Raw genomic sequence first — 18,436 nt, forward strand, 5'->3', positions numbered from 1 at the left:
ATGGCGGCCGCAAAACAACGCCATGACGGGCAACTTGCAGGCCATTGGTTTTTTGTTCACCTGGGTGCTGCTGTGGTGCCTCGGGGGCATTGGCATTGAGGCCTTGTTGTTGCAAGTCGGCTTGATCGCGCCTGGTGACGGCAGCTGGGCTGGTGGTCTTGGTTTTCTGCTTTGGACGTTGCTGATCGGTTTTGCTGGCTGGGCCTTGTTCAACCGCATCACCGGTTTGACCCAGCCCGCCCCCACGCTTCAAGCCTCGCCATGGCATGAGGTCCCAGCTCCGTTGCAGCCTGTTTTGGCTGGGCTGGCGCCATTGGCTAACCAGCAGCGCCGTTTGCTGTTGGTGCTCAGCCAGCTGGGTGACTTTGATTCGGTTGAGTACGCCCAGGCGGTGATGGCCTCATGGCCTCAGCTGCGGGAAGCCGGCGTGGATGTTCGCGCCATCGGTATTGGTAATGCGGGAAGCGTTGATCGTTTTTGCGATTACACACGGTTCCCAAAGGAACGCTTGTCAGTCGATCCCGAGGCGAGGTTGCACCGTGATCTGGGGTTGTATGGCGGTGCGGAGGGATTTGGTGGGCCCTGGGGAAACTTGCTCGCCATGTGCGCAGGCATTGGCTCGCCGGGCACCTTGCGCGAGGTGTTGCGTAGTTATCACGGCGGCGGGCGTTATCTCCCGTTTTGGATCGCCAGTATCCGCTTGCGGAACATGGTCGAAGTGCTCAGCCATTGGGGCACCTATGTACCGGATGAGCGTTGGATGACCCAACGAGGCGCCACCTTTTTGATCAGTAGTGATGGGTCGTTGCTTTACAGCTGGAAGGACCCAGGGCTGCTTGGCTTTTCTGCTTCGATGGCCGAACCGCTGAAGTTCTTGAAGACCAACCCGGCCGCCTGAGAAATCGACCGACCGCTTCTCTCATTGCGTTGAAACCTGACAATGGGATTCCTAGCGTGATGACTCTGGTGGGCTTGCTTGGGATGAAGGTTGCCAAGTTCGCAACAGCACTCATTGGTGCCGCCATGCTCTTTGGTCAGCTCGGCGTTGGTCTCTCAACAGTTCTGAATCAACTCTCAGAAGAGAGTGTGTCCAGTCGAGGAAATATCCCGTCCCCGTGAGTTGCCGGGGTGCTGCTCAACAATCAAATCTCCTCGCAGAGCTTCAGCATGATTTGCTCGCTCACCGAGCGTGAAATGGGGTATTCCCAGGCCGTCCAGGCTTTGCTCTGACCGTTGTCTTGATTCCAAGCAATCTTGAAGGCTTGGCAATTCACGCCAACGGCTAACAATTTGCCGCCAATGCCAGGCGAGAGGTCATTCACAGCGGCGTAGCGGTTGCCATAGCGGCCATCTTTCCAGCCATCCCATTTGATTCCATACATCCCGGTTTGATCTTTGAACCATTCCCAGCTCGGGTCGAGTTGGGAGGCCGAAGCTGCTGTTGTTTTGGGCATAGCTGGCAGCTCGCGAGGCCCACTTGCCTCTGGTAGCGGCGCAACGAGGGGATTGGCGCGTACGGGCGTTAAGGCAACCAGCGTTGCCAACAGCAGAAATACGTTCATGGCGGGAAATTACCAGCTCGCTTCTGCCGAGATGTTTCAGGCTGAACCTTTAAGTGTCACCAAAATTGTCTGCTGTGTTCAGTCGGCTCTTCTTTGACCGTCTGCCCTCAGCGCAGTGCCTCCACCCATTCCGGTCGCACGACCCAGGTAAAGCTCTCTTTGCCTTCCTCATAGGCATCGTCAAGTCCATAGGCCGCTTTGCGCTCGAAGGTCACCAGCAGATCAATCCACATCCCGGTGCTTGGTTTTTTCCACCCCAGCTGGCCAGCGAGCTTGCTGCAGGCATGGCCAACCACGGAGTTCCACTGCACTTTCAAAAACGTGCCCGGACTTTCGTTGGAAGGGCGGCTCTCGGGGCTCAGCCCAGCGGCTAGCGCACCTCGAGCAGCCGTGCCCCGCCGCAGCGCAACGGTGGCAAAGAGGAAGTCCCGCTCTTTGGGGCTCAGTCCGCAGCTGTCAAAGGCTTGTCTCAGGCTTTCGGGGGCGGCGCAGAAGTAGTTGGCCTCGCCAACAGCAGCTTCACCCATCAATTGACTCCAGCGCTGGTCATCTCAACAGCAGTCTTGCCAAAAAAAAACGCCCTTTGCCGAAAAGGGCGTCTCTTTGTCGATCCACGACCCTTTTCCCGAGAGTCGTGGGGAATGAATAGCTGGCTGCCGGGGGCTTGTTCGGTCGCCATAAACACCAATTCTGGAACTTTGTATTTCCTTAAAGAAAAAGTCCTCCGCGACACATTCACAACGTCGCGACGACCACAGCACCGCCTCTCGAAAAGGCCTTAAACCTCCGTTGTCAAAGGAGATTCTCTCCATGCGAAGCACAGCGACCAACCCCGTCGGTGAAGCCACGGAGGTTTTGATGGCCCTCGCTGTTGAGCGCATCCTCAGCAAACACGCCACCAGCCAGCAGCGCGACAAAGCACGGCTCGCCATGCGCGCTGATCTGGCCAGCCCGGGCGTTGAAAGTTGCGTGGTCGGCAAGCTCGGCCTGTTGCACGACTACGCCGAGCACCTGGCTTGTGAGCTGATCAATGAGGTGTTGGTGGCCGGTCAAGAGCCCTGCGCTGATTAAGGGCGGTGCTGGGCCAAAGGTTGGTCGCTTGATGGCGGCTGATCCGTGATCGATCAGCCCTTAAATGTCTTTCATTCGCCAGCAACGCCGCAGGCGATCCTGGCGCCGCCTCCGCCCAAGGGAGGTTCATCGCTGTAGGTGTCGCCGCCGGCATGAACGATGAAGGCTCGGCCCTTGAGGTCATCCACGCCTAACCGTGGAGCGACGACCGGCGTGGTTGATGTGCCATCAGCGTTGACCACCAATCGGCTCAGATCACCGCGGTGGCCAACGCCAAACGGCCCTTGATGGGAGCCGGTGTTGTCGGGATCCCAGTGTCCACCGGCCGCTAGACCGGCCACTTCGACTCCGTCTTTGAGGCCTGAATCACAACGGCCGTTTTCATGAAGGTGAAAGCCATAGGCCCCTGCAGCTAATCCGGAGATGCTCGGGCTGATCACCAGTCCATCGCTCGTGTCACGGGCCATCACGCTGCCGAGCACCTCGCCACTCTCTTCCCCTCCAATGCGCTGGATCCACACCTGCTGCTCAGCAGCAAGCGCGGGCATGGATGGGACAAGCAGAGAGAGAAACAGCAGCAAAGACAGCAGTAAGCGCATTGGAGATGCAGGCCGATGGCACGGGTCAAAAAATAGGAAACGCCTGGCTGGATACCAAAACGCTTGCTTCTGGCAGCAATCACAACAGTTTTAGATTTTCCTCAGTTTTGTTTGTTGCTATTCGGACACCAAGACTTGTTTTCTTGCCTACTTTTGGGGACCTTTTACGTTCAAAAATGCCTCCGGAAAGGATTAATACCCTCAAGTGGGAGTCCAACGGAGAGCTGTCAGCCCACGACGTGTTTGAGCTGGTGAAGCGTTTGAAGCAGCAAGAGCAGCCGGCATGCTCCAGTCAGCTTCTGCATTTGGTCAACAAGCATCGTCACAGCAGCAAAATCAAAAAAGCTGCTCCCAGCGCGGCCAGCTGAGCTCCTTGCCCTGGTGATCAGGCTGAATGGATGGGCTTGACTACGAGAGATGTCTATCTGCTGATTAGAAAAAAAGAGCTCCTACCGTCCAACCATCGAGCAGTGGTGAAGGCGATGGGTGATGAGCGTTGGGTGGTTGTGAACGCGTGCGATGTGTTCAACAACTACCGAGAAGTGGCTTGCTTCTACAGCTCTGATGATGCGTTCGACTACATCGATCAACATTGCGATGAAGACAGCCATGTTGAAGAACGTTTCCTCCCACTCCGCCGGGTGGTGATGGTGGAGCCGTGATGGTTGTCCACCTTTCAGGATGGAGCTGTTGATGAAGGGCTATGGGTAAGACGATTCCTTGTGTCAGCTGCGGTGCGCCCGTAGAGATCCCCGAGGCTTGGGACGCGGCCAAGACAGCGAAGTGCAGTAAATGCTCGCCGATCATGCGCCAACACGAGCAAATGAAGCGTGCCTCGGGCGGCAAAGGCTTCAGCTGATTGAACCGGTGAACGCGGTGCTGCCGCTCGGTTTTGCTACCAATGCCATCAAGGTTTTATGGGTTTGCTGGCAATGCTTCAACGCCTGATCTTTGCCGCTGCATGGCTTGGTATTGCTTTGTTGGCAGCTTCCCCAGTGCAGGCCGGCTCCATTACGCGAAGCTCCATTTGGAACCAAGCCGCTGCCATGCGAGCAGCTCGAAGCCGTGTGCCTCAAGGGGCTGAAATCACTGACAGCCACTGCGAGCAGATTTCCGTAGCCAACGACTTCCGGTGGCAATGCACGGTGAGATTCAGCATGTCCCCGCCATCGCCGGCGGAAACACCCGCTGCTGGCTCTGACTGAGTGTTGCTGTTACTGCTGGCTGGCCAAGCCAGTTTGGGCGAGCAGCGCTTTGCCTTCGAGGATGTTCAGGGCTGATTGAAGGATGCTCTCAACGGTTTCTCGATCCTCATCAAACTGACCTTTCAAGGCCGTCTCAAACGCGGCGTCATGCACCAGCCGTAAGAGGTTTTGCGTGGACTCCTGCACGGGAGGAGGGATAAAAAGTGACGCCTATCCAAGATCAGCCGAGGCAGCATCTGTGGACTCCGTGATCCATCAAGACAGCTGTCCATCAGGTGAGTCTCGGCTGCTTGCGATCGATTAGCTGCGCGGCTTTGAGCCTGGCTGTGCAAACGCCGGCATCGTTGGTTTCCACGAGGATCCAGCCCTCCACACAGCCAGGAGGCTTCCCTGCTGGGCTGGTGAGCCGTTCAACAATGGGGACTACGAGCACCGGCTGCTGGTTCTGTCATGAAACTCTCCTTCGCTGTCTGCATCACCCATCCAGATCGGCGTGAGGAGACCTCCTTTCACGAGAGCGTGCTCGATGCGGTGGAGGACTATCACAGCTCCGTGCTCAAAAGTGCGCTTCAGGGTTGGGACTGTGTGGCTCTATCGCTTTGCATCAATGGCCAACCGGTGGAAGTGCTGGAGAGCATTGAGCCGTTGAAAAATGGCCGTCCCCATTAGCGGGCTAGGAAAATGATCAGGCTGGCCGTGATCAGGAAAACCATCCCTGCAATCCAGATCTGAGCGGAATGCTCTGAAAGCCACTTGAGCCTGCCCTCCAATGGCTGCCCGTAGAGACTCACAAAGGCAATCCCGAAAACAAGCAGCGGGATCAGTAGTGCAAAGACTGGAAGCATCCTGGCCAGGACTCTTGAGGGTTGTAGTCCTGGCTGCTGTTTAGCTCCTCTGGCAGCCCAGGTTCAGCATCCAACACCCCGCCTTCTCACCACTGCGGTTCAACCCGTTTCCAGCCCGCTTTCACCCGATTGCGCCACAGCTCGCGGGCTTGGCTGAGCGTGAGTTGGCGCCGTGACTTCAGCAGGGGTGGTTCATGGAGCAGAAGGTGTCTGCCTAGGTCGACCGCCATGGGTCTGGCGCCACCGTCGCGCTCAAGCTCTGGATTGGGCCAGAACCGCTCGACCCATGGACCGTTGGGTTGCTTCAGCCAGGCTTCTTTCATGGCCAAAGAGTAGTACAAGCGTATTGCTAGGCAAGCAATAAAAAGGACGGCCTCCCACAGCCGTCCCATGCTCGAAGCGCCACCACTCCCATGGCGGCCATTCAAGGGTTATGTATCAGCTTGAACCTTTTTGTCGCGGTCGCCACAGAGCCTGCGTGGGACTGGTCACAGGCCCCGCGTTTGATTCTGGTGTTATGGCCAGATCAATTGCGCTGGAATGGTGGAAGGGGCCTTCCAGCCCCAGTGGGTCAATTGGGTGATAAGGCTGACCTCACCCCATCTCCCTTACTTGGGTCAGGCAGCAACAGGGGCTGCTTGACGGGAGAAACGAACGATGTTGTTCGCAGTTACGGGTTTGCTCTTACCGAGCAGGTTTCAGTCACCCTCCTGTTGCCCCGTCGAAACCATTGCAGCCCCGCGATGGGGAGAAATGGAGCTGAGCGGAATCGAACCGCTGTCCGAAACACTGGTTTGAGTCACCTAGTCCGGAAGGACCGGACTCCTTCATTGTGGCAGCAGTGCCCGCTGCCATGCAGGATCAACTCTGGGATGTGATCGCCGTTGTGCCTGCTTCGCTCGAGGCAGAAGCTGCGGCAGAGCTTGAGGCTTTCGGTGCCCAATCGCTGCAGACCCTGCGCCGTGCGGTGCGCTGCCGCCTGGATCGAGCGGGCTTTTACCGCGCCCATTTGCAGGCCCGCTTGCCTTTTCAGCTGTTGCGGTTGCTCGCCAGCTTCCCCTGCTCCAGCCGCGCTCAGCTCTATGGCGGGGTGCAGCAAGCGGCGGATTGGCAGGGCTGGTTGCCGCCGCAGCTCAGCTTCCGCGTTGAGGCCAGCGGAAGAGCTGGAGAGCTCAACCACAGTCATTTCACGGCCTTGGAGGTCAAGAACGCCCTGGTGGATTGGCAGCGCCAGCACTGTGGCCAGCGCTCCGATGTGGATCTCGAGGATCCAGATCGGGTTTTTCATTTGCATCTCGGCCAAGGACGCCAGGGGCCCATGGCGTCGCTGTATGTGGCCGGTAGTTCCAGCAGCCTGCATCGCCGCGGCTACCGGGCGGCCATGGGCCTGGCACCTTTGAAGGAAAACCTCGCTGCAGGGTTGATGGCGATCACGGGCTGGGATGGCAGCGTGCCGCTGGTGGACCCTTTCTGCGGGTCTGCCACGTTGCTGATCGAGGCCGTCTCGCGCGTGCTGCAGCGTCCGCCGGGTTTGTTGCCTGGTGCTGCTTTGGAGCCGGCCCACCACGCCCAGGCCCGCCGCTTCAGCTGCTTGCAATGGCCTGATGCGGATTTGGGCCTGTGGCGTTCGGAAGTGGTGGCTTCCGCTGAGCAGGCTCTGGCTGGATCGCAGCAACCGTTGGCTCCGGTCATTGGCCTGGAGCAGGACCCTGAGGTGCTCGAGCAAGCCCGCAGCAATGTGGCCGCGGCAGGCCTGGAGGCCTGGATCGATCTACGCCCAGGCGATGGTTGTGAGCTGATGCCTCCGCCTGGCCCAGGGGTGCTGGTCTGCAATCCCCCCTATGGCGAGCGTCTGGGCGATGAGCAGGCGCTCGATGCCCTCTATCACCGCTTTGGCCGGCAGCTCAAGGACCACTGCAGTGGTTGGAGTTTGTGGTTGCTGAGCGGCAACGCCAAGCTCACTCGCGCTCTAGGAATGAAGGCCAGCCGGCGCGTGCCGGTGAGCAATGGCGGCATTGATTGCCGCTGGCTCCATTACGAGATTCGCTAGCGCCCCAGCAGCGTGCGGGTGGTGCGGCTGATGCCCGCAGCTGTCTCGGGCAGGTAGGGGCCTTTCAGCAGTTGCCCGCCGATGCGCAGCAGCAGCCCGGCCAGCACCAGGTCGATGGCGCCCACGACTAAAAAAGCGGTTAGCCAATCGAGGGCAGCGCCCTCCACCAAAACGATCACCAAGGCGGCATGGGCCACCAGCAGTGCTCCGGTGAGCAAGACCAAGGCGGTGCCCATAAGCAAGGCACCAACGATGAGGCGCCGCTTTTCGCGGTCCACCTCCTTGAGGGCGATGCGGACATGCAGGTCCATCACCGACACCACCAGGGAGGCCAGCTTTCCAGTGGCGCCGCGGGGCGATTGGGATTCCATGCTGATCAGCGCCGGCGGCCGCCGCTCAGGATTAGGCCAGCCAACAGGCCAACTCCAGCGGCAATGCCCACCGCCAGCAGCGGCCGCTCGCGCACCGGCGATTCAATTTTTGGCCTGAGGTTGGCGTTGAGGTCATCGAGCAACCGTTCCAATTGCTCTTCCAGTGGCTGCAGGCTGTCGCCGAGCTTGCGGGTTTGCTCGCCAGCCACATCCATAAATTCGAGCAGCTGCTCTTGCACCACCGCGCTGGTTCGACCGGTTTGTGCGGCGATCACTGCCACCACCTCATCGAAGCTGCCGCGGGTGTTGGTGAGGGCCTCATGGGCCACCTGGGGCCATCGCTCTTGAATCTCCGGCAGCAGTTCGGTGAAGCGTTCGCGGAACCGTTCGCCCACCTGGGTTAGCCCTGAGCTCGCCATCAATCCCTTGGCTCTTTCCCGCAAGGTATCGAGCCAACGGGCGGTTGGCAGCGCGGCCTGTTCTCTCTTGTGCTCTTAAACACCTCGGCTAACTTCAGTCGATCTAACTCCTGACCGAAAGGTCGCTGTCCTGTTGGTCTTTATCGATCAGGTCAGCCTTACGCATTTCAAGTCCTTCGGGGGGAGTGTCACGATCCCCCTGGAGCCAGGTTTCACGGTGGTGACTGGGCCCAACGGCTCAGGCAAAAGCAACATCCTTGACGGCATCCTCTTTTGCCTCGGGTTGGCCAGCAGCCGCGGCATGCGCGCTGAGCGCCTGCCGGATCTGATCAATAACAACGCCCTCAAACAGGGAAAAGCCTCTGAAGCGTCGGTGTCGGTGCGCTTCGATCTGCGCGGCTGGCAGCCCGATACGGCAGAAGACGGTTTGGAAGCCCCTGAGGAGGGGCCCTGGATCAAGCCCGGGCAAACCGAATGGACCGTCACCCGCCGGCTGCGTGTGGCTCCGGGCGGCACCTACAGCACCAGCTACAGCGCCGATGGGGTGCCCTGCAACCTGCAGCAGCTGCAAACCCAGCTGCGCCGCCTGCGCCTCGATCCCGATGGCAGCAATGTTGTGATGCAGGGGGATGTCACCCGCATCGTTTCGATGAGCGCCCGCGATCGCCGCGAAATCATCGATGAGCTGGCTGGTGTGGCGCTGTTTGATAGCCGCATTGAGCAAAGCCGCCGCAAGCTCGATGACGTGCAGGAGCGCGAAGAACGCTGCCGCATCGTCGAAGGCGAGCTGGAAGCCTCCCGCACCCGCCTGGAACGCGATTGCCAGCGGGCCCGGCTGTATCAGGATTTGCGCCAAAAGGTCCAGCTCGGTCGCCAGCAAGAGCAGGTGCTGGTGGTCGAGCAGAACCGCGCCCAGCTCGAGCAGCTGGCGCAGAACAGTGAGCAACTCAGCGGGCGGCGTGAATCGGAACAGCAAGCCCTGATCCAAGGCCAAGCGCAACTCAAAGGTGCTGCGGAGGAACTGGCCGCTCTGCAAGAGGCTGTCAAAAGTCTTGGTGAAGACCAGCTGATTGCGGTGCAAGGCCAGCTGGCTGAGCTTGAAGCCGCTGGCCGCGAGTTGCAGCGCCGCGCTGAGCGCCACCAACAGCAGGCCTCGGAGTTGCAGCATCAGCGCCATCAGCAACAGCAGCAGCGCGCTGAATTGCAGCAGCAGAGCCAGCAGCTGCAATCCACCGATGACGTTCAGCAGCGCCAGCTTGCTGATGAGGCCTGCCGCAGCGCGGAAGCAGCCGTTGAACTCTCCCGCCGCCGCCTGGCGGAAGTGGCTGGCCGCTCTGGCAGCTGGATGGAGGAGCAGCAGGAGCGCAGTCGCCGCCGTCAGGAGCTGCAGGCCCTACTGGGTCCTCAGCAAGCTGAGGCGGTGCAGCTCGATGAGCGCCTGCGCCAAGAGCAGGAACGCCAGCAGGAGTTGCAGGCGGAACTCGATCGTGAGCAGCAAGGCAATGGCACGGCGGCTGAGCAGCTCAAAGAGTTGCAAGGCACTCAGCAGGAGCTGCTGCAGTTGATCGCCAAGCACAAGCAGCGCGTGCAGGAGCTCGCTGAAGCCCTTTCGTTGCAGCAGCGCACCCGCATTCGCCTGGAGCAGGAGCAGCAGCAGCTCGAACGCGACATTGCCCGCCATGACAGCCGCCGCGAAACCTTGCAGGAGAGCCGCGGTACTGGAGCTCTGAGGCTGTTGCTTGAGGCTGGCCTCGATGGCATTCACGGCCTGGTGGCTCAGTTGGCCGAGGTCGACGACCGCTACCGTCTAGCGCTGGAGGTGGCCGCTGGGGGCCGGCTCTCCCAGGTGGTGGTTGATGACGACCGCATCGCAGCCCGTGCCATTGAGTTGCTCAAGCAGCGCCGTGCCGGCCGCCTGACTTTCTTACCCCTCAACAAGATCCGCAGCTCAGCGCGGGGCGGCGGTGCAGCCCTGCAGCGCGGCGGTGCCCCCAGCGGTGGCGGGTGCTTGGGCCGGGCGGTGGAGCTGCTGCACTTTGAGCCGATCTACCGCGATGTGTTTGGCCATGTGTTTGGCGACACGTTGGTCTATTCCGATCTGCAGTCAGCTCGCCGGGAGCTCGGCCGCAGCCGCATCGTCACCCTCGAAGGCGAGCTGCTCGAGCGCAGCGGTGCCATGACCGGCGGCAGCCTGCAGCAGCGCAGCGGCAGCCTCAGTTTTGGTCGTGCCAACGATGGAGATGAGGCTGAACCCCTGCGCCGCCGCTTGCTGGAGTTAGGTGAAACCCTGGTGGCTAGCCGCCGCCGTGAAGCTGAGCTCAGCCGCCAGTTGGAAGCGGCTCAAGGGGAATTCAGTTCCGAGCGCTCCCGCCAAGCTGGGGTGGAGGCTGAGTTGGCGGCCGCCCAACGGGCCCATGGTCCCCAGGTCACCCGTCAAGCTCAGCTGCAGGCGCGGCTCGAGCAGGTGAGCCAGAGCCTCAGCAGCGATCAAACCCGATTGCAGGAGCTGCAGGCCTCGATGCAGCCGCTGCGCCAGGAATTGGAGCAGCTTGAACAAGGTGAAGCGGCCAGCAGTGATTCCGCCGATGCCGCCCGCTGGGGTGAGTTGCAGCAGGAGCTCGAACAGGCCGATGCGGCATTGAGCGCCGCCCGGGCCCAGCGCGATGGCTTGGAAGCCGCCCAGCGTGATCGGGGTTTGGTGCTGGCGCGCCTCAACAGCCAGCTCGAGGCCGTGGCCGCTGAAGACCAGCGCCTGCAAGCCAGCACGGCCGCCCTCACCGCTGAGGTGCAGGAACTGCGGGACCAGCAACTGGCCGATCAAGCCCGCCGCGCTGAACTCGAGCAGCAGCAGCAGGCCTTGCAGGAGCGCTTTGGTGAGCAGCGCCGTGCCCGTGATGCAGCCGAAGCCCGCCTGGCTGGCCTGCGTCAGCAGCAGCAGCAGCGGGAGTGGGAATTGCAGCGCTTGGCAGAGCAAATCGAGGCCCTTGCCGAAGAGCGCCGCGCCCTGGGTGAGCGCTTGCAGCAGCAGGTGGCTGAATTGCCCGATCCGTTGCCGGAGATCAGCGATGAGCTGCGGGAGGCCGGCTTGGAGGCGCTGCAGGAGCAACTGCGCGTGATTCAGCAGCGCATGGAAGCGCTGGAGCCGGTGAACATGCTGGCGCTCGAGGAGCTCGAGCAACTGGAAGCCCGGCTGGCTGAGCTGCGAGAGCGGCTCGAGGTGCTCGGCAATGAGCGCCATGAGTTGCTGCTTCGCATTGAAACGGTGGCCACCCTGCGTCAGGAGGCGTTTATGGAGGCCTTCCGCGCTGTCGATGGCCATTTCCGCAGCATCTTTGCCGGGCTCTCCGATGGTGAAGGCGAGCTGTCGCTGGAAAACCCAAGCGATCCGCTCGAGGGAGGTCTCACCTTGGTGGCCCATCCCAAGGGCAAGGCCGTGCGCCGGCTGGCCTCAATGTCTGGCGGCGAGAAGTCGCTCACGGCCCTCAGCTTCCTGTTTGCCCTGCAGCGCTTTCGGCCCTCGCCCTTCTATGCCCTCGATGAGGTCGACAGCTTCCTCGATGGCGTCAACGTTGAGCGCCTGGCTGGGTTGATCGCTGCTCAAGCCGGCGATGCTCAGTTTTTGGTGGTCAGCCATCGCCGCCCGATGATTGCTGCGAGCACCCGAACCATCGGCGTGACCCAGGCCCGCGGTGCCCACACCCAGGTGGTGGGCATGCCGGCTGCAGCCTGATTGGCGATCCTGCGACACAATGGCGCGATCGAGCAGTTAGCCCTTGCAGGCGCCCCCCCCTTCCGATTCCACCCCAGCACCCTCCGATCGGCTTTGGCTGCGTTCGGAATTGATGGGAACCCAGGTCATTACCACTGACACCGGCCGCCGTCTTGGCGTGGTGGGCGAAGTCTTGGTGGACATCGACCGCCGCGAGGTGGTGGCCCTTGGCCTGCGCGACAACCCGTTGACCCGTTTCCTGCCTGGTCTGCCGCGTTGGATGCCGCTGGAGCAGATCCGTCAGGTGGGTGATGTGATCTTGGTTGATTCCCTCGACTCCCTGGCTGAGGGCTTCAACCCCGATCGCTACGACCGGGTGATCAATTGTCAGGTGGTCTCGGAAGCCGGTGAGCAGCTTGGCCGGGTTCTGGGTTTCAGTTTTGACATCGAAACCGGTGAGCTCACCACCTTGGTGGTGGGCGCTGTGGGCGTGCCCCTTCTGGGTGAAGGCATCCTCAGCACCTGGGAGCTGCCCGTTGATGAAATCGTCAGCTCGGGCCCGGATCGAATCATTGTTTATGAGGGCGCGGAAGAGAAGCTCAAGCAGCTCAACACCGGTTTGCTCGAAAAGCTGGGCATAGGCGGCGGCAGCCTCGAGCGCGAAGAGCGTGAGCGCTACCGGCTCAACATGGTGCCAGTTGAAAATCAGTTGCCGGCCGGCGTTCCCACTGAACAGGAGCAGCGGCGCCTTGAGGCCTCCAGGCAAGAGCGTTTTGAGCCGCAGCGCCAGGAAGACGACTACGAATACGTGGAACTTGAGCAGCGCCAGCGCCGCGAGCCCCAACGTCTTTATATGGATGAGGAGCGCGATCCCTATGGCGAGCGGGATCGCTACGCCGAGCGTGATCGATACCGCGACCGCTACGACGCGCCATTGGATGTCGAGCCCGAGCCGCTGCCAGAACCCCCCAGGGGGCCTCAACCCGCTGAAGAAGACCCCTGGGCGTAACTCACGTCTTGTCTTTGAAGTCCAGCGAGGCTGAGTTCACGCAGTAGCGCAGCCCAGTGGGGGTGGGGCTGTCTTGAAACACATGGCCCAGGTGCGAATCGCATTTGGCGCAGCGGATTTCGGTGCGCACCATGCCGTGGCTCACGTCTTGGATGGTGCGGATGGCCTCAGGGTTCACCCCTTCCCAGAAGCTGGGCCAGCCGGTGCCGGAGTCGAATTTGCGGTCAGAGCGGAACAGCTCAGCGCCGCAGCAGATGCAGCGGTACATGCCATCACCTTTGTGATTCCAGTAGGCCCCGGTAAAGGCCCGCTCAGTGCCGCCCTCCCGGGTGATGCGGAACTGTTCAGGAGTCAGCTTGGAGCGCCAGTCGTTCTCGCTTGCTTCCACGGGGTCATCAACGGTTCGGTCCAACGCTAGGCAGCAGCTCCTCCACCAGTGAGCTCAAAGCAGCCACAGCACCGGGCTGCCCCCGCAAGCTGCGCAGGTCGTCCTGCATCCCTCGGAGCCGCTGCGGCTCAGCGAGCCAGTCACGGGCTTCGCAGGCAATTTGCTCAGGGGTGATCGCCCCAACTCGCTCGGGCACCACGGCCCGGCCGGCACTGATGTTGGGCCAGGCCAAAAAGCCCCGGTTGCGTAAGCGCCAGGCCGTAAGGGCCACACCCACCAACCAGCGCAGCAGGGGCAGCCTCGCCACCAGGCCGAACCAGCCATCCCAGGCCTGCATCACATGCAGGTGTTGGGTGGGCAGCAGCACCAGCATCGGCACTCCAAGGGCCCCAAGCTCGGCGGTGTTGGCGCCAACGGTGGTGAGGGCCAGAGCGCACTGGCTCAAGGGGCCATGGGCGGGATGCTCCTCCACCAGCAGGATTCGAGCTCCCCCGGAGCTCACAAGCCAGCGCTGGCCGTCTTGCTCGATGAGCTCGGGCTCCTGGGTGCCATAAAAGCGCTGCAGCGGATTGCTGGGTCCCGCGAAAGCCTGCAGCTCCGCCACGCTGGTGGTGGGCGCCAGCGCCAGCAGGAATTGCGTTTGGGGCCGCAGAGTCTGTAGGGCCTCGGCGCAGCGCAGCAGAAATGGCATGCCCACCTGCAACTTGGCTCGTTTGGAACCAGGCAGTAGCGCCACCCACTCGCCGCTGGGTAAGGGGGCACTGGAGCGGGCTGAGCTGGAGAGGTCAGCCATCAGATCACCCACCACCTGGCAGCGGGGTTGCCAGCGTTTGGCGAGCCGATCGGCGGCCGCGGGCCCCATCGCTGCAATGCGGTCGTTCCAGCGGGGCCAGCGCGCCACCCATTCGGCATAGGTCAGGTGCCGGTAGCCCAGTCGCGCGGAAAGCAGCACAGTCCAAAACTGATCACCACCGAGAAACACCACCACGCCGGCGGCTGGCCATGGGCCATGGCGTTGGGGCCGCAGCAGCAACCACCAAAAGCGTGATGCCGGCAGCACCCGGTCAAACAAATTCATGCGCCGGGCCACGTCGGCCTCGGTGCCAGTGGCGTTGGGACACGGCACCAACACCAACTGCAAACTCGTGCTTGGCAGGGCGCGTTGATGCAGCCGCTCCGCCAACGGACGAACCCAGGTGGTGAGCTCCCCGGGGCCATTGCAGACCAAAACGATGGCCCGTGATGGCTCTGATGCGGATGGCGAGACTTGAACTCGCAAGACCGAAGTCACACGCCCCTCAAACGTGCGTGTCTACCAATTCCACCACATCCGCGTGGTCTGCCAAGAGGCAGAAAGCGAGCGTACCAGTCGGTCTGGACGTTTGTGAAAGCGCCATGTGAATCGCTGATAAAATCGCTCGCTGACGCGCTCCCCCATTGGGAATTGGCAAGCTTCTGATCGCCAACCGGGGTGAGATCGCTCTACGGATCATCCGCACTTGCCGGGAGATGGGCATCTCCACAGTGGCTGTGTACAGCACGGTGGACCGCAACGCCCTGCATGTGCAATTGGCTGATGAGGCTGTCTGCGTTGGGGACCCCCCCAGCGGCCGCAGTTATCTGAATATCCCCAACATCATTGCGGCGGCCACCTCCCGCGGTGCCGATGCGATTCACCCCGGTTACGGCTTTCTGGCTGAAAACGACCGCTTCGCTGAAATCTGCAGCGCCCATGGGCTGATCTTTGTGGGTCCATCGCCGGAGTCCATCCGGTCCATGGGCGATAAATCCACCGCTAAAGCCACCATGCAGCGGGTTGGGGTGCCCACCATCCCCGGCAGCGAAGGCCTGCTCGCCAGCGTCGATGAAGCAGCCCGTCTGGCGGGCTCGATGGGCTATCCCGTGATGATCAAAGCCACCGCAGGCGGTGGTGGTCGTGGCATGCGTCTGGTGCGAAGTGCCGATGAGCTGGAAAACCTCTTTAAAGCGGCCCAGGGTGAAGCCGAAGCGGCCTTTGGCAACCCGGGGCTCTACATGGAGAAATTCATCACGCGGCCGCGCCACGTTGAGGTGCAGATCCTCGCCGACCGCTTCGGCAACGTGGTGCACCTCGGCGAGCGGGATTGCTCCATCCAGCGCCGCCACCAGAAATTGCTGGAGGAAGCTCCGAGCCCTGGGCTTGATCCTGAAACCCGCCGGCGCATGGGCGAAGCAGCCGTGGCAGCAGCCAAAACCATTGGCTACGAGGGCGCCGGCACCGTGGAATTCCTGCTGGATGTCTCAGGCGAGTTCTATTTCATGGAAATGAACACGCGCATTCAAGTGGAGCATCCCGTCACCGAGGTGGTGACCGGCGTGGACTTGATCGCGCAACAGCTCAAGATTGCTGCCGGCGAAACCCTGGAGCTCAAACAGGACAAAATCAAGCTCCATGGCCATGCGATCGAGTGCCGCATCAACGCGGAGGATCCGCGACATGGCTTCCGCCCCTCACCAGGCACCATCTCCGGTTGGCTGCCCCCCGGAGGGCCTGGCATTCGCATCGATAGCCACGTGTACACCGGCTACGACATCCCGCCCTTTTACGACTCGTTGATCGGCAAATTGATTGTCTGGGCGGAAGACCGGCCGGCAGCGTTGTTGCGTCTGCGCCGGGCGCTATCGGAATGCGCCGTGATTGGTGTGCCAACGACCATCGACTTCCATCTCGCGCTGCTGGATCGTCCGGAGTTTCAAAACGCCCAGGTGCACACCAAATTTGTTGAGCAGGAGATGCTCAGCGACTAAGCGCTTTTGAGCACCAGCTGGGTGATCAGCCCCTGCTGACCAACCAGGAGCTCGCGCAGCAAGCTCACCAAGCCAACCCAAATCACCGGGGTGACATCCACGCCGCCAATGGGTTGGATCAGCTTGCGCGTGGGGCTCAAAAGCGGCTCGGTGGGGATCACAACCAAGGCCACCAAAGGATTTTCGCTGCTGATCTGGGGGTACCAGGTCAGCACGATGCGGAACAGAAACAGCAGTGTCCAGGCCGCCAGCAGCAGCCCGATCACCCAGCTGCTAACGCTCAACATCGATATTGCTGTCACAAACTTCTAAGCGCTTGGCTGGGCACTCTATGAAGCCAGGTTCAGGCCCCGTAGGATGCCGCGACCACCAGTGGTGCCATGACCCCCTCCCTCGCGAATTTCCTCAACAGTCTCGTGGCGGGTGCGCTGATCGTGGTGGTGCCCATCACCATCGCTTTGATCTTGATCAGCCAGACCGATCAGGTTGACCGCAAGCTCTGATCGCCCTGGCGTGGCCGAAAGCCGCCCTTAAACTGATTGCAAAGGGCTGTATGGCCCGGCCGGGCCTGGGAGGGCACGAATGGTTAATGCCAGCCTGAATTGGGCCAGCATCGTTGGCATCGTCCTTGCTGTGGGCGGCTGCGTGCTGTACTTCCTGCGCAGCTTCAAGCCGGGGCTGGCCCGTGATTACGACGTTTTCTTTGCTGCCGTTGGTTTGCTGTGCGGCGGCATCCTCTTTTTTCAGGGATGGCGTTTAGACCCCATCCTTCAATTCGGTCAGTTTCTTTTAGCCTCCACCACCGTTTTCTTTGCCTACGAGTCGGTGCGCCTGCGCAGCGTCACCACCGAACAGGCTCGTCGTTCGGCCTACTTCGACGACGACGAACCGGTGCCCTCTCGCCCACGCATGGGTCGCGGTGAGTGGGGTGGCGATGAGCGCTTCGATGATCCCCAGCCCTTGCGCCGCAGGATTCGCTCCCGCGCCGATGGCTCTGAAGACGGCGATGAGCGCGGTGATCAGGAGGATTTCTACCGCCCGCGGCGTCCTGAGCGCCGTGCGATCCCTGAGCGCGCCGAGAGCCGTTTCGATGAGGCCGACGCTGAGGATCGCGGTGGCCGTGGCAGCCGTGAGCGCAGCCGTTATGGCGCCAGCACCCGAGAGCCGCGCCCTGAGTTTGGCGCCCGCCGCCGTGAGCGCGATGCCAGCAGCACCCGCCGCAGTGGCTCTCGCCCCGGTGGTGCCACAGACGACATGCCCCGCTCCAGTCGCCGGCCTTCGAGCCGTCCTGTGGCGGCTGCCCGTCCGGATCGCCCCAGCAGCACATCAATGCCCGAGGGCGCTCCCATCAGCGACGCTGACTTCTCACCGATCAGCAGCCGTCCTGCCCCATCGCAGCCGGCCAACCGCGATAACAGCTCCCGTTTCGACGACTGATTGCCTCGGTGCGGCGCGCGCAGCTGCTGCTTGTGCTGGTGCTGCTGGCTGGATGTAGCCAGCGGTATTCAGCTCCAGGTCTTGGCGATCAAGAAGATCCTGCCCTCAGCGGTAATGGACGCTTGCTGGTGAGCGTTGTCGATCGTGGCGGCCGCCGTTCCTTGCGGCTCGTGGAACGCTCCACCGGCCGGGAATTGCCATTGCCGGGCCTGCGCCAAGGCCAGCCGCACCGCTCGCCATCGTTGAGTTGGACCGGCCGTTATCTCGCCTTCATCCGCCAACGCGGCACACGCCCAGAGGCTGTGCTGCTCGATCGTCTCAGCGGCCGTTTGCAGCCCTTGGCCCTGCCCAATGACCGGCTGCCGGAGCGACTCAGCCTGGCCCCCGATGGTCAGCAGCTGGCGGTTCAAGTGCTGCGCCGCGGTCAGCTGGATTTGGAGCTTTTCCGCTTGCCCGGGCTTGAGCCTGATCTGCCGGCAGGAGCGCCGTTGCCATGAGGCTGCTGGCTTCGACTCTGCTGGGGCTCGTGCTGTTGAGCGGTTGCCAGGGCTTGCGGCTGCAGCCGCTGATGGGCGTCAACACCCGCCTCTCCACACCAGGCGATGACCGCTCCCCCTCGATGGCCCGTCAGGGGGTGGTGTGGATTGCCCCGGGTCCAGCCGGCCAGCATCAGGTGCGCTGGTTTGATCTGGCCAGCGGAATGGGCGGCCCGTTGCCAGGTCTCAACCGGCCCGATGCCCAGCCCATCAGCGTCAGTGTTGATGCCAAGGGATCCCGCATCGCCTTGGTGCGCAGCCTCGATGGCCGCACCGAGTTGTTGCTCTACAACCGCAACCTGGCCAGCGTGCGGCCGTTGATGCTGGTGCCCGCCGGGGTTCCGGCCCGTGTGGCGCTCAGCGCAGATGGTCAGCAGCTGGCTGTGCAGGTCAGCCGCGGCGGGCGTTGGGAGGTGGAGGTGATGCGTGTGCCTTAGGCGCGCTCGCT

General features: G+C 61.9%; 24 protein-coding genes and 1 tRNA gene. 14 read left to right on the forward strand and 11 right to left on the reverse strand.

What is annotated here, in order from left to right:
* Nucleotides 1-22 precede the first annotated feature (22 nt).
* On the forward strand, nucleotides 23-898 hold the full coding sequence (locus tag SynMINOS11_RS01670) for a peroxiredoxin-like family protein (RefSeq protein ID WP_186549462.1): 876 nt from the start codon (nucleotides 23-25) through the stop codon (nucleotides 896-898).
* 244 nt (nucleotides 899-1,142) lie between these two features.
* On the opposite strand, the gene SynMINOS11_RS01675 is transcribed toward SynMINOS11_RS01670, so the two are convergent.
* The gene (locus SynMINOS11_RS01675) at nucleotides 1,143-1,562 is read right to left on the reverse strand and encodes a hypothetical protein (protein ID WP_186549464.1); all 420 of its coding nucleotides are present in this window, start codon (nucleotides 1,560-1,562) and stop codon (nucleotides 1,143-1,145) included.
* A 107-nt stretch (nucleotides 1,563-1,669) separates the two neighbouring features.
* Entirely contained in the window at nucleotides 1,670-2,089 is a 420-nt protein-coding gene (locus SynMINOS11_RS01680) for a hypothetical protein (protein ID WP_186549466.1), read from the reverse strand.
* A 283-nt stretch (nucleotides 2,090-2,372) separates the two neighbouring features.
* Here SynMINOS11_RS01680 and SynMINOS11_RS01685 point away from each other — a divergent pair, with 283 nt between their 5' ends.
* A complete protein-coding gene (locus SynMINOS11_RS01685; protein ID WP_011934742.1) occupies nucleotides 2,373-2,633 on the forward strand; it encodes a hypothetical protein in 261 nt (86 codons plus the stop codon).
* Between the two features lie 71 nt (nucleotides 2,634-2,704).
* On the opposite strand, the gene sodC is transcribed toward SynMINOS11_RS01685, so the two are convergent.
* A complete protein-coding gene (gene sodC, locus SynMINOS11_RS01690; protein WP_186549467.1) occupies nucleotides 2,705-3,232 on the reverse strand; it encodes a superoxide dismutase family protein in 528 nt (175 codons plus the stop codon).
* Between sodC and SynMINOS11_RS01695 the strand changes: the two genes are divergently transcribed.
* The 3 genes from SynMINOS11_RS01695 (at nucleotide 3,184) to SynMINOS11_RS01705 (ending at nucleotide 4,180) form a co-directional block, all read left to right on the forward strand.
* Nucleotides 3,184-3,600 carry a hypothetical protein gene (locus tag SynMINOS11_RS01695; RefSeq protein WP_186550911.1) on the forward strand — a complete coding sequence of 139 codons (417 nt, stop codon included), beginning with the start codon at nucleotides 3,184-3,186 and terminating at the stop codon, nucleotides 3,598-3,600. The genes sodC and SynMINOS11_RS01695 overlap by 49 nt on opposite strands.
* A gap of 30 nt (nucleotides 3,601-3,630) precedes the next feature.
* Entirely contained in the window at nucleotides 3,631-3,894 is a 264-nt protein-coding gene (locus tag SynMINOS11_RS01700) for a hypothetical protein (RefSeq protein ID WP_186549469.1), read from the forward strand.
* 130 nt (nucleotides 3,895-4,024) lie between these two features.
* Entirely contained in the window at nucleotides 4,025-4,180 is a 156-nt protein-coding gene (locus SynMINOS11_RS01705; RefSeq protein ID WP_186549471.1) for a hypothetical protein, read from the forward strand.
* Nucleotides 4,181-4,446: 266 nt separating this feature from the next.
* Here SynMINOS11_RS01705 and SynMINOS11_RS01710 read toward each other — a convergent pair whose 3' ends face one another.
* Nucleotides 4,447-4,623 carry a hypothetical protein gene (locus SynMINOS11_RS01710; protein WP_011934747.1) on the reverse strand — a complete coding sequence of 59 codons (177 nt, stop codon included), beginning with the start codon at nucleotides 4,621-4,623 and terminating at the stop codon, nucleotides 4,447-4,449.
* A 264-nt stretch (nucleotides 4,624-4,887) separates the two neighbouring features.
* Between SynMINOS11_RS01710 and SynMINOS11_RS01715 the strand changes: the two genes are divergently transcribed.
* Complete coding sequence (locus tag SynMINOS11_RS01715) at nucleotides 4,888-5,106, forward strand: hypothetical protein (RefSeq protein WP_011934749.1); 219 nt, start codon at nucleotides 4,888-4,890, stop codon at nucleotides 5,104-5,106.
* Nucleotides 5,107-5,368: 262 nt separating this feature from the next.
* Here the strand turns inward: SynMINOS11_RS01715 and SynMINOS11_RS01720 are convergent, their stop codons facing one another.
* Nucleotides 5,369-5,605, reverse strand: a complete 237-nt coding sequence (locus SynMINOS11_RS01720; protein WP_043736478.1) for a DUF1651 domain-containing protein — start codon at nucleotides 5,603-5,605, stop codon at nucleotides 5,369-5,371.
* A gap of 530 nt (nucleotides 5,606-6,135) precedes the next feature.
* Here SynMINOS11_RS01720 and SynMINOS11_RS01730 point away from each other — a divergent pair.
* Nucleotides 6,136-7,332, forward strand: coding sequence for a THUMP domain-containing class I SAM-dependent RNA methyltransferase (locus SynMINOS11_RS01730; RefSeq protein ID WP_186549473.1), 1,197 nt, complete (start codon nucleotides 6,136-6,138; stop codon nucleotides 7,330-7,332).
* Here SynMINOS11_RS01730 and SynMINOS11_RS01735 read toward each other — a convergent pair.
* Both SynMINOS11_RS01735 and SynMINOS11_RS01740 read right to left on the reverse strand, forming a co-directional pair.
* Nucleotides 7,329-7,703 carry a phage holin family protein gene (locus tag SynMINOS11_RS01735; protein ID WP_011934753.1) on the reverse strand — a complete coding sequence of 125 codons (375 nt, stop codon included), beginning with the start codon at nucleotides 7,701-7,703 and terminating at the stop codon, nucleotides 7,329-7,331. The two genes, SynMINOS11_RS01730 and SynMINOS11_RS01735, sit on opposite strands and share 4 nt — an antisense overlap.
* Before the next feature lie 5 nt (nucleotides 7,704-7,708).
* Complete coding sequence (locus tag SynMINOS11_RS01740) at nucleotides 7,709-8,122, reverse strand: glycine zipper domain-containing protein (protein WP_186549475.1); 414 nt, start codon at nucleotides 8,120-8,122, stop codon at nucleotides 7,709-7,711.
* A 133-nt stretch (nucleotides 8,123-8,255) separates the two neighbouring features.
* On the opposite strand from SynMINOS11_RS01740, the gene smc reads away from it, so the two are divergent.
* Both smc and SynMINOS11_RS01750 read left to right on the forward strand, forming a co-directional pair.
* Nucleotides 8,256-11,852: a chromosome segregation protein SMC gene (gene smc, locus SynMINOS11_RS01745; RefSeq protein ID WP_186549477.1), complete on the forward strand. Its 3,597-nt coding sequence runs from the start codon at nucleotides 8,256-8,258 to the stop codon at nucleotides 11,850-11,852.
* Nucleotides 11,853-11,964: 112 nt separating this feature from the next.
* The gene (locus SynMINOS11_RS01750) at nucleotides 11,965-12,840 is read left to right on the forward strand and encodes a PRC-barrel domain-containing protein (protein ID WP_255445443.1); all 876 of its coding nucleotides are present in this window, start codon (nucleotides 11,965-11,967) and stop codon (nucleotides 12,838-12,840) included.
* 1 nt (nucleotide 12,841) lies between these two features.
* On the opposite strand, the gene msrB is transcribed toward SynMINOS11_RS01750, so the two are convergent.
* The 3 genes from msrB to SynMINOS11_RS01765 form a co-directional block, all read right to left on the reverse strand.
* A complete protein-coding gene (msrB, locus tag SynMINOS11_RS01755) occupies nucleotides 12,842-13,252 on the reverse strand; it encodes a peptide-methionine (R)-S-oxide reductase MsrB (RefSeq protein WP_186549481.1) in 411 nt (136 codons plus the stop codon).
* Complete coding sequence (locus SynMINOS11_RS01760) at nucleotides 13,236-14,507, reverse strand: glycosyl transferase (protein ID WP_255445444.1); 1,272 nt, start codon at nucleotides 14,505-14,507, stop codon at nucleotides 13,236-13,238. Before SynMINOS11_RS01760 ends, msrB begins: the two co-directional genes overlap by 17 nt.
* Nucleotides 14,481-14,562, reverse strand: a tRNA-Leu gene (locus tag SynMINOS11_RS01765). Before SynMINOS11_RS01765 ends, SynMINOS11_RS01760 begins: the two co-directional genes overlap by 27 nt.
* 103 nt (nucleotides 14,563-14,665) lie before the next feature.
* Between SynMINOS11_RS01765 and accC the strand changes: the two genes are divergently transcribed.
* On the forward strand, nucleotides 14,666-16,015 hold the full coding sequence (gene accC, locus SynMINOS11_RS01770; RefSeq protein WP_186549485.1) for an acetyl-CoA carboxylase biotin carboxylase subunit: 1,350 nt from the start codon (nucleotides 14,666-14,668) through the stop codon (nucleotides 16,013-16,015).
* Here the strand turns inward: accC and SynMINOS11_RS01775 are convergent.
* Nucleotides 16,012-16,302, reverse strand: a complete 291-nt coding sequence (locus SynMINOS11_RS01775) for a YggT family protein (protein ID WP_011934760.1) — start codon at nucleotides 16,300-16,302, stop codon at nucleotides 16,012-16,014. The two genes, accC and SynMINOS11_RS01775, sit on opposite strands and share 4 nt — an antisense overlap.
* Before the next feature lie 93 nt (nucleotides 16,303-16,395).
* On the opposite strand from SynMINOS11_RS01775, the gene psbX reads away from it, so the two are divergent.
* From psbX to SynMINOS11_RS01795, 4 genes are all read left to right on the forward strand, one after another.
* A complete protein-coding gene (gene psbX / locus SynMINOS11_RS01780) occupies nucleotides 16,396-16,518 on the forward strand; it encodes a photosystem II reaction center X protein (protein WP_011934761.1) in 123 nt (40 codons plus the stop codon).
* A 79-nt stretch (nucleotides 16,519-16,597) separates the two neighbouring features.
* Nucleotides 16,598-17,452 carry a Ycf66 family protein gene (locus tag SynMINOS11_RS01785; RefSeq protein WP_186549487.1) on the forward strand — a complete coding sequence of 285 codons (855 nt, stop codon included), beginning with the start codon at nucleotides 16,598-16,600 and terminating at the stop codon, nucleotides 17,450-17,452.
* Between the two features lie 8 nt (nucleotides 17,453-17,460).
* On the forward strand, nucleotides 17,461-17,949 hold the full coding sequence (locus tag SynMINOS11_RS01790; RefSeq protein WP_255445445.1) for a TolB family protein: 489 nt from the start codon (nucleotides 17,461-17,463) through the stop codon (nucleotides 17,947-17,949).
* Complete coding sequence (locus tag SynMINOS11_RS01795; RefSeq protein WP_011934764.1) at nucleotides 17,946-18,425, forward strand: hypothetical protein; 480 nt, start codon at nucleotides 17,946-17,948, stop codon at nucleotides 18,423-18,425. Before SynMINOS11_RS01790 ends, SynMINOS11_RS01795 begins: the two co-directional genes overlap by 4 nt.
* The last annotated feature ends 11 nt before the right edge of the window (nucleotides 18,426-18,436 follow it).

Source organism: Synechococcus sp. Minos11 (assembly GCF_014279855.1).
In the GTDB taxonomy this organism is placed as follows: Bacteria; Cyanobacteriota; Cyanobacteriia; order PCC-6307; family Cyanobiaceae; genus RCC307.